The sequence below is a fragment of the Kitasatospora sp. NPDC001540 genome (assembly GCF_042894345.1).
Lineage (GTDB): Bacteria > Actinomycetota > Actinomycetes > Streptomycetales > Streptomycetaceae > Kitasatospora > Kitasatospora phosalacinea_C.
Map to the genome: position 1 here is coordinate 15,381 of NZ_JBIAVO010000058.1, position 12,944 is coordinate 28,324.

Here is a 12,944-nt window from a genome sequence, read left to right on the forward strand (position 1 = left end):
GTCCTGGCCCGAAGCAGCACGGACGCTCCGGTGGGCTCCGGCCGTCAGCAGCTCGGACCCGCCGTTCCCCGGGCCCCTGACGGGGCCCTCGTGCAGGAGCCCTCGTGCAGGGGTCCTCGTGCAGGGGCCCTCGGCGGGCTAGCGGTGGCGGTGGTCGTTGGGGGTGAGGCGGGGGCCGTACTTCGGGGGGCGGGCGCCGGTGAGGGGGAGGAGGCGGCAGAGGCGGTGGCGGTGGGGGCGGTAGGGCTCCAGCAGGGCGAGCATCTGGGCGTCGTCGCTGCGGGGGCGGCCGGCCAGGGCCCAGCCGACGGTGTTGGGGAGGTGGAAGTCGCCGACGGAGACCGCGTCGGCGTCGCCGTTGCTGCGCTGGAGGGTCTCGGCGGCGGTCCAGGGGCCGATGCCGGGGACGCCGGTGAGGCGGGCGAAGGCGTCCGCGGGGGGCATCGCGGCGGCCTGTTCGAGGCGGGCGGCGAGGCGGGCGGCGCGCAGGACGGTGGCGGAGCGCTTGGGGTCGACGCCGGCCCGGTGCCAGGCCCAGCTGGGGACGAGGGTCCACTCGCGGGCGGAGGGGACGACCCGCATGCCGAGGTCGGCGGCGGGGCCGGGGGCGGGGGTGCCGTAATCGCGGAGCAGGGTGCGCCAGGCGCGGTACGCCTCCATGGTGGTGACCTTCTGCTCCAGGACCGCCGCGACCAGGGACTCCATGACCAGGCCGGTGCGGGTCAACCGCAGCCCGGGGCAGGAGCGTTGGGCCTCGCGGAGCGGCCCGGGCGGGAGGACGAGCCCGGCCGGGTCGTCGTGCGCGCCGAGCATCGCGGGGAGTTGTTCGAGCAGCCAGCCGGCCCCGGGGCCCCAGCCGGTGGCGTCGATGCCGTCGGCGCGCTGGAGGATCCGCAGGGTGCCCGGGCCGTCGGGGGTGCGGGAGGCGCGCCAGACGGCGCCGTCGGGGGTGCGCTGGAAGGCCGGGTCCCCGGCGCCGTGCTGGAGCGGGAAGAGGGTGCGGCCGAGGTCGAGCGGGTAGCCGGGCCGCCACTGCCGGGTCTGGGCGGGCATCGGTACGTCCTCGGGGTGGGGGGCGGGGCAGGGGCGAGCGTAACGCGGGGCGCCGACGTCGCGCGGGGCCGCGGCGCGGCGTTCCGACGGGGCGGGCACCCTCCCGTCCGGCGGGGGCAGGACGTAGGCTGGTCGGCACCATGACTGCGCCTTTCGCTGCCGACGCCCGCACCCCCGCCGAGCTGCTGCAGGCCTTCCTGCGCCCGGGGTCAGCCGCCGACCCGTCCCGCCCGTTGGTGACCTTCTACGACGACTCGACCGGGGAACGGGTGGAGCTGTCCGCGAAGACGTTCGACAACTGGGTCGCGAAGACGGCCAACCTGTTGCAGGACGAGTTGAACGCCTCCCCCGACGACCGGGCGGCGCTGCTGCTGCCCGCCCACTGGCAGAGCGCGGTGTGGCTGCTGGCCTGCTGGTCGGTGGGCGTGGTGGCGGTGCCGCAGGGCGATCCGAAGGACACCGAGCTGGTGGTCTCCGGCCCGGACGGGCTGGCGGCCGCGCAGGAGTGCCAGGGCGAGCGGGTGGCGCTGGCGCTGCGCCCGTTGGGCGGGCGGTTCCCGCAGCGGCCGGACGGGTTCCTGGACTACGCGGCGGAGGTGCCCGGGCAGGGCGACCGGTTCGCCCCGTACTCGCCGGTGGACCCGCAGGCGGTGGCGCTGGAGACGGTGGTGGACGGGCTGCCGCTGAAGCTGACGGGCGAGCAGACGGTGGCGCTGGCCCGGGAGGGCGCGGCACGGCTGGGCCTGGACAGCGGGAGCCGTGTCCTGTCGACGCTGTCCTTCGACGACTGGACGGGTCTGGAGGCGGGTCTGCTGGCGCCGCTGGCCGCCGGTGCCTCGGTCGTCCTGTGCCGGAACTCCGGGCAGTTGACGGAGGGTCAGTGGCAGAACCGGATCGACTCCGAACGAGTGACTCTGCGCCTCGGGTGACGACCCCGGTCCTCCGGGGCGGGTAGTCCTGGGACGATGGCAGTGGAGTGCGACGACGGCGCGCTCCGCCCGGCGGAACCGGCCGGGCGGGGCGCGCCGCCGCCGTTTTCCACCCTTTCGTCGGGTGACGGGTATCACATCGCGGACGGTTTGGGCGTCAGGCTCGTCTAGGGTGTCCGGGATGAACAGCGGACACCGGAGCCGGGGCGACTCGGCCGACTCGACCACTCCCGGCGTCGACCCCGCCGACCAGTGGGTGCTCGACCCGGCGACCGGCGAGTTCCGACTGGACCTGGAGGCGGGCCGGCGGGACTCCGCCGCGCGGCCCGGCGCCGCCTCGGCACGGCCGCGGGCCGGGGGCCGGGAGGCGGCCGCCGGGTCGGTCGGCTCCCGGGCCGCCGCCCGGGGGGCAAAGGGCGCGACCGCGGTGGCGGGCGGCCGGGCCGCCCGCCGCAAGGGCCACTCCACCCGCGGGCGCCGGGCGCTGAAGTGGACCGCGGGCTCGCTGGGCCTGGTGCTGGTGGCGGGCTGCGGCGGCGCGTACTACGTGTACCAGCACTTCAACAACAACATCTCCTCGGTGAAGGTCCAGGTCGGCGACGACTCCGAGCGCCCGCAGGCGACCGACGCGCTGAACATCCTGGTGATCGGCACCGACAGCCGGGTCGGCCTGGGCCGCGAGTACGGCGACGAGGGCTCGACCGGGCACGCGGACACCACGCTGCTGTTCCACATCTCCAAGGACCGCTCGAACGCGACGGTGCTGTCCATCCCGCGCGACCTGATGGTGCCGATCCCGGAGTGCAAGAGCGGCAACAAGACCATCCCCGGCGCGGCCCGGGCGATGTTCAACACCAGCCTCGGGCAGGACGGGCGCGACCCCGGCTGCACCTGGAAGACCGTCGAGAAGCTGACCGGCGTCCGGATCGACCACTTCATGATGGTCAACTTCGAGGCGGTGAAGACCCTTTCGACCGCGGTCGGCGGCGTCGAGGTGTGCGCCGCCACCGACATCAACGACCCGTACTCGCACCTGAAGATGACCGCGGGCCGGCACGTGGTGCAGGGCGAGGAGGCGCTGGCCTTCGTCCGGACCCGGCACGCGGTGGGCTACGGCGGCGACCTGACCCGGATCCCGCTGCAGCAGCAGTTCATCTCCTCGATGATCCGCAAGATGAAGAGCAGCGACACCCTGACCAGCCCCACCAAGCTGTGGGACCTGGCGGACGCCGCCACCAAGGCGCTGACCGTCGACGACGGGATCGGCAGCGTCAACAAGCTGAAGGACCTGGCGCTCGACATCTCCCGGGTCGACACCAAGAACATCACCTTCACCACGGTGCCGGTGATCGACGACCCGGCGGACAAGGACCGGCTGGTGCTCAAGCCGAACGACGCCCAGCAGCTGTTCGCGATGATCGCCGCGGACCGCTCGCTGACCGACGTCCCGCAGCAGGAGCAGAGCGCCTCCCCCGACCCCGCCGCCCCGTCCTCCTCCGCCCCCGCCGCGCCCCAGGTGGACGCGGCCGGGGTGAAGGTCACCGTGCGCAACGGCAGCGGGACCGCCGGGCAGGCGTCGAAGGCCGCGACCGCCCTGCAGGGCAAGGGCTTCGCGCTGGCCGTCGCGGGCAACAACGCCGACCCGGCGGCCACCAGCGCCGTCAACTACCCCGCCGGGCACGAGGACGAGGCGCAGGCGGTGGCCGCGGCCCTCGGCCTGCCCGCGACGGCGGTGCAGGCCAGCAGCAGGCTCGGCGCGAAGGACGGCGTCGTCGTGGTGCTCGGCAAGGACTTCACCGCCACCGGCGCCGCGCCCTCGGCGGCGCCGACCGAGGCGCCCAAGGACATCCAGCGGGTGCAGGCGGACGACACCAACGTCTGCGCGTCCAAGGCGAAGTAGCCGGAGCCGGGCTCAGCGCTCCGCGTCCGGGACGAGGGTCTCGGGGCCGGTCTCGGTGTAGGTCTCGCCGGTGCGCGGGCAGCGCCAGCGCTGCGGGCCGTCCGGGACGAGGGGCTCGCCCGCCCGGCCCACCCACTTGATCCGGCGGGCCGGGACGCCGACCACCAGCGCGTGGTCCGGGACGTCCCGGTGGACGACCGCGCCGGCCGCGACCAGGGCCCAGCGGCCGACGGTGACCCCGGCGACCAGGACGGCGCGGCCGCCGATCGAGCAGCCCTCGCGGAGCGTGACGCCGCGGGCGTGCCAGTCGTCGCCGCGCTTGAGCTTGCCGTCCGGGTCGACCGAGCGCGGGTAGAGGTCGTTGGTGAGGACGGCGGCCGGGCCCACGAAGACGCCGTCCTCCAGGACCGCGGGCTCGTACACCAGGGCGTGGTTCTGCAGCTTGACCCGGTCGCCGAGCCGCACGCCCGGGCCGACGTACGCGCCGCGGCCGATGATGCACTCGGCGCCGATCCGGGCGTCCTCGCGGACTTGGGCGAGGTGCCAGACGGTGCTGCCCGGGCCGATCACGGCGCTCGGGTCGACGTCGGCGGTGGCCTCGATCCTGGGGTCGCTGCTCGTCATGGGCGCGAGCCTAGTGCGGGCGGACGGCCCCCGTCCGGCGTTCCGCGGACCGCCCGCGACGGGGCGGTCGGGCCGCGGTGGTGGGGGGCGGTCCGGGGCCGGTCGGACCGGCCCTCTCCCCCGTCCGGCGTGCCGCCCCGGCGGGCGCGGCCGGGCCGCCTACCATGCGGAAGATGCCCGACCAGCGCCCTCCCGAACGCCAGCCCGCCCACGTTCGGCAGCGGCGGCCCGGCCGGCGGCGCTGGGGCCGCTGGGCGGCGGGCACCCTCTCCTTCGCGGTGCTCGCCACCTCGTGCAGCGGGTGGGCGGTGCTGAACGGCATCGGCTCCTCGCTCGACCGGGTGGACGCGATCGGCGGCGGGCCGGACCGCCCCGCCGACGACGGCGCCACGACCTTCCTGGTGGTCGGCACCGACGAGCGCGAGGGCATCCCGGAGTCCACCCTCAAGGACGTGCTGCACGCGGGCGGCGAGTCCTGCCACTGCACCGACACGATGATGATCGTGCAACTGTCCGCGCACCGCGGCCGGGCCACCGTGGTCTCCGTCCCGCGCGACTCCTACGTGGACATCCCGGCCCACCAGGACCTCGCCACCGGGAAGCAGGTGGACGCCTCCAAGGGCAAGATCAACGCGGCGTACGGGATGGGCGGGGCGCCGCTGGCGGTGCGCACCGTCGAGCAGAACACCGGGCTGCGGATCGACCACTACGTCGAGGTGAACTTCCTCGCCTTCGTCTCCACCGTGGACGCCCTGGGCGGCGTCGAGGTGTGCACCACCAAGCCGCTCAAGGACGACTACTCGGGCCTCGACCTGCCCGCCGGGACCAGCAGGCTGGACGGGGCGGGGGCGCTGCGCTACGTCCGGGCCCGGCACGTGGACGGCTCCTCCGACCTCGGGCGGATGCACCGGCAGCAGAAGTTCCTGGCGCAGTTGCTGCGGCGGGCCACCACCGGGGGCACCCTGCTCGACCCGGCGAAGCTGACCGGGGTGCTGGACACCGTGCTGCGCTCGGTCAAGGTCGACAAGGGGCTGGGCAACGCCGAACTGCTGGAGTTCGCCGGGCGGTTGAAGGACCTGTCGGCCGCGAACGCGGACTTCGTGACGGTGCCGCTGGCCGAGGTCGACCACCAGGTCGCGGGGTGGGGGTCGACCGTGCTGTGGGACGAGAAGGGCGCGACGGCGCTGTTCGAGGCGGTCCGGGCCGGGCGGCCGCTCACCGGGGCCGGGGCGGCCGCGACCGCCGCTGCGGCGGTGTCGCCGAGCGGCTCGCCCGTTGCCGGAACGATTCCTCCGAGTGAGGTGCGGGTGCAGGTGCTCAACGGGGCGGGCATCCAGGGGCTGGGCTTCCGGGTCGACGCGGAGCTGCGCAAGGCCGGGTTCGCCACCACCGGCGTGCCCTCCAACGCGCCCGGCGGGGCGGTCGCCACCACCCGGACGGTGATCCGCTACGACCCGCGCTGGGACGAGTCGGTGAAGACCCTGGCGGCGAGCCTGCCGGACGCGGAGCTCGAGGCCGTGCCGGGGTTGGGGGCGACCTTCCAGGTGGTTGCGGGCAGTGAGTACCGGCCTCCGGCGGGTGTGGCGGCCGTTGCTGCGGCTTCCGTTTCGCCGGGTGCCACCGCTTCGGCTTCGGCTTCGGCGGTGGCGGTGGCCGGGGCGGAGAGTGGGAGCGAGATCAGCTGTCCGGGCTGAGGGGTGGGTGGGGGCGCTGTCCTGGCCCGAAGCGGCTCTGACCTTCGGTGGGCTCCGACCACCAGCAGCTCGGACCCGCCGTTCCCCGGGCCCCTGACGGGGCCACTGCGCAGCACGGACCGGGCCGTTCCCCGGGCCCCTGACGAGGGGCCCGGGGGGATCGGTCAGTCGGTGGCGATGGCGGCCAGGACGTTCATCCGGGCGGCGCGGAAGGCCGGGACGAGGGCGGCGACCAGGCCGATGAGGACGGAGCCGATCAGGACGGTGACCACGGTGCCGGTGGGGACGGTCAGGACGTTCAGGCCGTTGTCGGCGAGGACGGACCGGGCGGTGACGCCCCAGGCGAGACCGAGGGCGCTGCCGAGGACGGCGCCGAACAGGGCGATGACCACGGATTCGAGCCGGACCACCCGGCGCAGTTGGCGGCGGGAGAAACCGATGGCGCGCAGCAGGCCGATCTCCCGGGTGCGCTCGACGACGGACAGGGCCAGGGTGTTGACCACGCCGAGGACGGCGACCACGATCGTCAGGCCGAGCAGGCCGTAGACCATGGACAGCAGTTGGTCGACCTGGGACTTGATCATGTCCTTGTAGCCGGCCTGGTCCTTGACCATCAGCTGCGGGTAGGGCTCCAGCGTCTTCTGCAGGTCGGCGAGCACGGCGCCCTTGTCGGCACCGGCCGAGGCTCCGGCGAACAGCGTGCTGTCACCCGGGAGTTGGCCGTTCAGGCCGGTGGAGACGGTGCTGATGCCGGTGAAGAAGTTGCCGTCGAACAGTTGGTTGCCGGTCTTCAGGACGGCGGCGACCGGGATGGTCTGGGTGCGGCCCTCGCCGTAGGCGACGGCGATCGGGTCGCCGACCTTGAGGTGGTGCGCGTCGGCGAACTTCTGGTCGACCGAGAGGCCGCCGTTGAACACGCCCTCGGCGGTGCCGGAGGCGACCGGCAGGCGGAAGTCGCGGGTGAAGTTCGGGTCGGCGGCGACCAGCCCGGTCTTGGTGCGGGCGCCGTCGGGGGTGGTGAGTTCGGCGGGGACCTCCTTCTGCCGGGTGATGTGGTCGACGCCGGGGGTCCGCTCGACCGCCCGGGCCGCCTCCGCCGGGACGGTGGCGCGGCCGCCGGCCACGATGTAGTCGGCTCCGACGGTCTTGTCGATCTGGGCGGTGGCCGAGGAGACCATGGAGGAGGTGACCACGGAGGCGCCGACCACCACGGCAAGGCCGATCATCAGGGCGGCGGCGGTGGAGCCGGTGCGGCGCGGGTTGCGCATCACGTTCCGCTGGGCGAGGCGGCCGGCCGGGCCGAACAGGGCGGACAGCGGGCCGCCGAGCAGGCGGAGCAGGCCGGAGACCAGCAGCGGGCCCAGCACCACGGCGCCGACCAGGGTGGCGAGCACGCCGAGGCCGATCAGCATCCCGCCGGTGGCGCCGGTGGAGGAGGCGGCGAGCACCAGGGCGGCGGCGCCGAGCACCGTGACCAGGCCGCCGACCGCGGTGCGGATCCGGTTGGCCCGGGGTTCGACCGGGGCGGCGTGGTCGAGCAGCGCGGCCATCGGGGTGATCCGGGAGGCGCGGCGGGCCGGGACGAACGCGGCGACCAGCGTCACCAGCACGCCGACCGCGTACGAGACCACCGGCACCGCCCAGGTGACCTCCAGCGAGGCGTCCAGGTTCATCCCGACGGCCTTCATCAGCTGGATCATGCCGAGCGCGAGGCCGAGCCCGGCGCCGATGCCCAGGGTGGAGCCGAGCACGCCGAGGATCAGGCCCTCGGTCAGCACCGAGCGGTTGACCTGGGAGCGGCTGCCGCCGATGGCGCGCAGCAGGCCGATCTCGCGGGTGCGCTGGGTGACCAGCATGGAGAAGGTGTTGACGATCAGGAAGCCGCCGACGCCGGCCGCGAGGACGGCGAAGCCGAGCATCGCGTACTTCATGAAGTCGAGGAAGGAGCCGACGTCCTCGGAGTTCTCCTTCTTCTGCTCGGCCGCGGTCTTGCCCTGGAAGCCGCTGCCGAGGTCGGCCAGTGCGGCGGCCTTCAGCTGCTCGTCGGTGCGGGTGCCGTCGCCGAAGACCTCGACGGAGGTGTAGGCCTCGGCGCCGAGCAGCACCTGCTGGGCGGTGGCGGTGTCCAGGAAGGCGAGGGCGGCGCCGGGGTTGGTGGTGCGGAAGGTCGCGATGCCGGAGACGGTGAAGTCGTGGTTGGCGTCGGTGATGATCCGGACCTTGGAGCCGAGGCCGAGGTGGGCCTTCTCCGCGGTGTCGGCGTCCAGCACCAACTGGCCGTCGCCCTGCGGGGCGTGGCCGGAGGTGATCTCGACGGAGTTGCGCGGGGTGTCGGTCCAGTTGCCGGTGAGGGTGGGGGCGCCGGTGGTCGGGCCGATCACCTTGTTGGTGGCGGGGTCGACCAGGGTCGCGTCGGAGGTCATGACCTGGCCGATCGCGACCTTGACGCCGGGCTCGGCGGCGACCTTCGCCACCGTCCCCACCGGGATGGTGGGGACCTGGCCGGGGCCGCCGTCGGCGATCTCGTCCTTGGCCTTGGAGACCGACAGGTCGGAGGCGGTGGAGGCGAACAGCTTGTCGAAGGTGCTGGTGGCGGTGTTGTAGAAGACCAGGGTGCCGGCCACGAAGGCGACCGAGAGCACCACGGCGAGCAGGGAGAGCACCAGGCGCCACTTGTGGGCGAAGAAGCTCCGCAGCGAGGTCTTGAGCAGCATGGTTCCGGGCCCCGTCTCAGCTGGTGCGCTTGCCGTCGAAACGGCGCATGCGGGTCAGGACGGAGTCGGCGGTGGGGTTGTGCATCTCGTCGACGATGGCGCCGTCGGCGAGGAACAGCACGCGGTCCGCGTGGCCGGCGGCGACCGGGTCGTGCGTCACCATCACGATGGTCTGGCCGAGTTCGTCGACCGAGCGGCGCAGGAAGCCGAGCACCTCGGCGCCGGAGCGGGAGTCGAGGTTGCCGGTGGGCTCGTCGCCGAAGATGATCTCGGGCCGGGCGGCCAGGGCGCGGGCCACCGCGACGCGCTGCTGCTGGCCGCCGGAGAGCTGGCCGGGGCGGTGCTTGAGGCGGCCGGACAGGCCGACGGTGTCGATCACCTGCTGCAGCCAGGCCTGGTCGGGCTTGCGGCCCGCGATGTCCATCGGCAGCGTGATGTTCTCCACCGCGTTCAGCGTGGGGAGCAGGTTGAAGGCCTGGAAGATGAAGCCGATCTTGTCCCGGCGGAGCTTGGTGAGCTGCTTGTCCTTGAGGCCGGTGATCTCGGTGTCGCCGATCCAGATCCGGCCCTCGGAGACGGTGTCCAGCCCGGCCAGGCAGTGCATCAGCGTCGACTTGCCGGAGCCCGAGGGGCCCATGATCGCGGTGAAGCGGCCGCGCTCGATGTCGACGTCGACCGCGTCCAGCGCCGTCACCCGGGTCTCCCCCGCGCCGTACGCCTTGGTGACCTGTCGGGCCCGGGCGGCGGTGCCGTCCCGCTCCGGCAGGGGTGAGAGGTGGGCGGCGCTCGCTGCCGTGGTCACTGGTGCTCCTCGTCGTGGGGTCCGTCGTCGTCCCCCAGCCTTCCGGGCCTCACCCCGGTCGCGGAATCCTGCTGGCTTCCGTCTTCGGGGTGGGGCCTGCCCCACCATCGAAGGTGGGGCAGGGGGGATGGCTCCACAGTAGGAGCGGGCGTCGCGGGGGTCGTCCTCCACCGGGTTGAGCCCCGTCCCGGGGAAGCGTCCGGGGCCCGGGGCCGCTCCCCTAGGGGTTGCCGCGCGGCGGCCTGAGGGTCCCGGGCCCCGGACGGGGCGGCTTCGCTGACGAACGGTCAGCCCGCGGCGGCGAGTTCCACCCGCGGGGCGAGGGCGGCGGAGAACGCGTCGACCACCGGGGTCAGCAGCACCTCGGTCTCGCGCTCCAGTTCGGTGCCGCCGTCCTCGCGCACCCCGATGTGCCGGTCCAGCACGAACCAGCCCTGGGTGACGTGCCCGGCGCCCATCGAGCTCAGCACCGGCCGCAGCGCGTAGTCCACCGCCAGCACGTGCGCGGTGGAGCCGCCGGTGGCCAGCGGCAGCACCGTCTTGCCGCGCAGCGCGTACTGCGGCAGCAGGTCGAGCAGGGCCTTCAGCAGGCCCGAGTACGCGGCCTTGTAGACCGGGGTGCCGATCACCACGCCGTCGGCCTGCTCGAACAGCTCGACGGCCCGGGCTATCGCCGGGTCCGCGGCGTCCGCGGCGAGCAGCGCGGCGGCGGGCAGCGAGCGGGCGTCCAGCGTGCGGACCTGGTGCCCGTGCGAGGCGAGCCGGCGGTCGACGTGGCGCAGCAGCCGGGTGGTGCGGGAGGTCGCGGACGGGGAACCGGAGACGGACAGGATCACGGCCATGGAGTCACCTCGGGGCGTGCGGCCGCGGGCAGGGCGCGGCCGGGAAAGGGAGGGGAGGAGGGTCGGCGAGGGCGCGGGTCGCCTACGGGTGAGTGCGCGGCGGGAGGGGTCAGCCGCGACACAGCGAGCAGGACACCCGGCCGTGGTCGACGTGCCGCCGACGGGTGAGGACCTGACGCTGCTCCATGCCGCCATGCAAACACGCCCGGTTTCGGCGGGTCAAGGCCGTGCCCGCCTGGTGAACAGTGCCCGGAACCGTCCCCGCCCTGCATCAAAACGGCCACAACGGGGCCCGCGGGGCCTCCGCGATCACTGCGCGGCCCCCGGTTCGGGCATCCTTCCCCCATGAACACGTGGCAGGAGCGCCCGGGGGGCGGCGCACACGGGCAGGGCGACGCGGCACGGGGCCAGGGCGGAGCGGCGGCCGAGCCGCCGCTGCCGCCCGAGTTGAACCCGCGCGGCGCGGGCGTCCCGCTCTCCCGCCCCACCCACCAGGACCGACCGGACACCGGCCGCCCGTACGGCGGCGCGGGCCGCCCCCCGTACGGCGGGGGCGGTGGCGGGCAGCCCCCGTACGGCGGGGGCAGCGGCGGGCAGCCGCCGTACGGGCAGCAGCCCTTCGCACCGGAGCCGAACCCGTCCGGACCGTCCGGACCGACGGGACCGACGGGACCGACGCGACCGTCCGCGCCCGGGGCCCGGCCGCGCCGCTCGCGCAAGAAGATCGTCGGCTACTCGGTGCTGGGCCTGGTGCTGGCGCTGCTGGTCACCATGATCGGCACCTACTTCTGGGCGGACGGCAAGCTGCACCACGAGAACGTGCTGGCCGACTACCCGGGCCGCCCGGCGGCGGGCAAGGGCACCAACTGGCTGATCGTCGGCTCCGACAGCCGGGCCGGGCTCACCGACGCCGACGAGCAGGACCTGCACACCGGCTCCGCCGAGGGCAAGCGCAGCGACTCGATGATGATCCTGCACATCGGCGACAACGGGAACACCCTGATGTCGATCCCGCGCGACTCCTGGGTGCAGATCCCCGCCCACCTGGACACCGCCGGCAGCGGCAAGACCGTCCCCGCCGCCACCCGGAAGATCAACGCGGCCTTCGCGGCCGGGGGCGGCCGCCTGCTGGTGCAGACCGTCGAGACCAACATGAACCTGCGGATCGACCACTACGCGGAGATCGGCTTCTCCGGTTTCGTCGGCCTGGTCGACGCCGTCGGCGGCGTCGAGCTGAACATCGAGCAGCCGATCAAGGACAAGGACTCCGGCCTCGACCTGCAGGCCGGCACCCAGACCCTGAACGGCAAGCAGTCGCTGGCCTTCGTCCGGCAGCGGCACCAGATGGCCGACCAGGACCTCGGCCGGATGCGCAACCAGCAGAAGTTCCTGGGCGCGCTCGCCAAGCAGGCCGCCTCGCCGACCACCCTGCTCAACCCCTTCACCTTCTACCCGCTGGTGTCGGCCGGGCTGGACACCGTGATCGTCGACGACGACGCCGGGCTGACCGACCTCGGCTCGATGTTCCTCGCCATGAAGGGCGTCACCGGCGGCGACGGCAAGACCATCACCGTCCCGATCGGCAACGCCGACTACCGCACCCCGACCGGCGAGTCCGCGGTCAAGTGGGACGAGGCCAAGTCCAAGGCGGTCTTCGACGCGATGCGCAACGACACGGCGGTGCCCGCCGTCCCCAAGTAGCCGCTCCCGGCGGGCGACCGCCCCGCGGCGGTGGTTCGGGATTCGCACGGCGGATCCGAACTGCCGCCGCGGGGCGCGTCGTCGGCGCCGCGCCGGGCGGGGCGGCAGGACAATGTCGGCCATGTCGCTGGTGACCTCCCTCATCTACCGCCGCAGAAGCCGGCTGTTCGGCCGCCTGGTCCAGGAGGCCCTGGCCCTCTACGGGATGGAGGTCCCGGCCGCCGCCGAGATCGGCCCCGGCCTGGTGGTCTTCCACCGCGGCTTCGGCACCGTCCTGCACCCGTACACCACCCTGGGCGCGAACGTCACCCTCTACAACGGCGTCACCATCGGCCGGGCCGACCCGTGGGTCCCGCAGGAGCTGTCCGCGATGCGGCGGGTCGTGCTGGAGGACGGCGTGGTGGTCTGCGCCGGCGCGAAGATCGTCTGCAAGAGCGGCACCCTCACCGTCGGCGCCGACACCGTCGTCGGCGCCAACGCCGTCCTCACCCGTTCCACCGGGCCCGGCGAGATCTGGGCCGGCGCGCCCGCCCGCAAGGTGGGCGAGCGCGGGCGGGTGGGCCAGCAGGGACGCGAACCGGTGGGCGGTTAGGGCAGGTTGCGGGCCATCACGATGCGCTGGACCTGGTTGGTGCCCTCGTAGATCTGGGTGATCTTCGCGTCGCGCATCATCCGCTCCACCGGG

General features: G+C 74.1%; 11 protein-coding genes. 5 read left to right on the forward strand and 6 right to left on the reverse strand.

Annotated elements, in window-relative coordinates:
- Positions 1-138: 138 nt before the first annotated feature.
- The gene (locus ACFY00_RS36550) at positions 139-1,053 is read right to left on the reverse strand and encodes a DNA-3-methyladenine glycosylase family protein (RefSeq protein ID WP_388038140.1); all 915 of its coding nucleotides are present in this window, start codon (positions 1,051-1,053) and stop codon (positions 139-141) included.
- Between the two features lie 140 nt (positions 1,054-1,193).
- On the opposite strand from ACFY00_RS36550, the gene ACFY00_RS36555 reads away from it, so the two are divergent.
- Both ACFY00_RS36555 and ACFY00_RS36560 read left to right on the forward strand, forming a co-directional pair.
- Positions 1,194-1,982, forward strand: a complete 789-nt coding sequence (locus ACFY00_RS36555) for a TIGR03089 family protein (protein WP_388038142.1) — start codon at positions 1,194-1,196, stop codon at positions 1,980-1,982.
- Between the two features lie 181 nt (positions 1,983-2,163).
- Positions 2,164-3,882, forward strand: coding sequence for an LCP family protein (locus ACFY00_RS36560; protein WP_388038145.1), 1,719 nt, complete (start codon positions 2,164-2,166; stop codon positions 3,880-3,882).
- A 12-nt stretch (positions 3,883-3,894) separates the two neighbouring features.
- On the opposite strand, the gene ACFY00_RS36565 is transcribed toward ACFY00_RS36560, so the two are convergent.
- Entirely contained in the window at positions 3,895-4,506 is a 612-nt protein-coding gene (locus ACFY00_RS36565; protein WP_388038148.1) for an acyltransferase, read from the reverse strand.
- Positions 4,507-4,679: 173 nt separating this feature from the next.
- Between ACFY00_RS36565 and ACFY00_RS36570 the strand changes: the two genes are divergently transcribed.
- Positions 4,680-6,200, forward strand: coding sequence for an LCP family protein (locus ACFY00_RS36570; protein ID WP_388038150.1), 1,521 nt, complete (start codon positions 4,680-4,682; stop codon positions 6,198-6,200).
- A 164-nt stretch (positions 6,201-6,364) separates the two neighbouring features.
- On the opposite strand, the gene ACFY00_RS36575 is transcribed toward ACFY00_RS36570, so the two are convergent.
- From ACFY00_RS36575 to ssuE, 3 genes are all read right to left on the reverse strand, one after another.
- Positions 6,365-8,914 carry an ABC transporter permease gene (locus ACFY00_RS36575; protein WP_388038151.1) on the reverse strand — a complete coding sequence of 850 codons (2,550 nt, stop codon included), beginning with the start codon at positions 8,912-8,914 and terminating at the stop codon, positions 6,365-6,367.
- 16 nt (positions 8,915-8,930) lie between these two features.
- Entirely contained in the window at positions 8,931-9,716 is a 786-nt protein-coding gene (locus ACFY00_RS36580) for an ABC transporter ATP-binding protein (RefSeq protein ID WP_388038154.1), read from the reverse strand.
- A 287-nt stretch (positions 9,717-10,003) separates the two neighbouring features.
- A complete protein-coding gene (gene ssuE, locus ACFY00_RS36585; RefSeq protein ID WP_388038156.1) occupies positions 10,004-10,558 on the reverse strand; it encodes an NADPH-dependent FMN reductase in 555 nt (184 codons plus the stop codon).
- A gap of 345 nt (positions 10,559-10,903) precedes the next feature.
- Here ssuE and ACFY00_RS36590 point away from each other — a divergent pair, with 345 nt between their 5' ends.
- Together ACFY00_RS36590 and ACFY00_RS36595 are read left to right on the forward strand one after the other, a co-directional pair.
- A complete protein-coding gene (locus ACFY00_RS36590) occupies positions 10,904-12,259 on the forward strand; it encodes an LCP family protein (protein WP_388038159.1) in 1,356 nt (451 codons plus the stop codon).
- 121 nt (positions 12,260-12,380) lie between these two features.
- A complete protein-coding gene (locus ACFY00_RS36595; protein ID WP_388038162.1) occupies positions 12,381-12,851 on the forward strand; it encodes a serine O-acetyltransferase in 471 nt (156 codons plus the stop codon).
- Here the strand turns inward: ACFY00_RS36595 and ACFY00_RS36600 are convergent.
- A partial coding sequence (locus ACFY00_RS36600) for an acyl-CoA dehydrogenase family protein (protein ID WP_157849844.1) occupies positions 12,848-12,944 on the reverse strand: 97 nt, incomplete at its 5' end. The genes ACFY00_RS36595 and ACFY00_RS36600 overlap by 4 nt on opposite strands.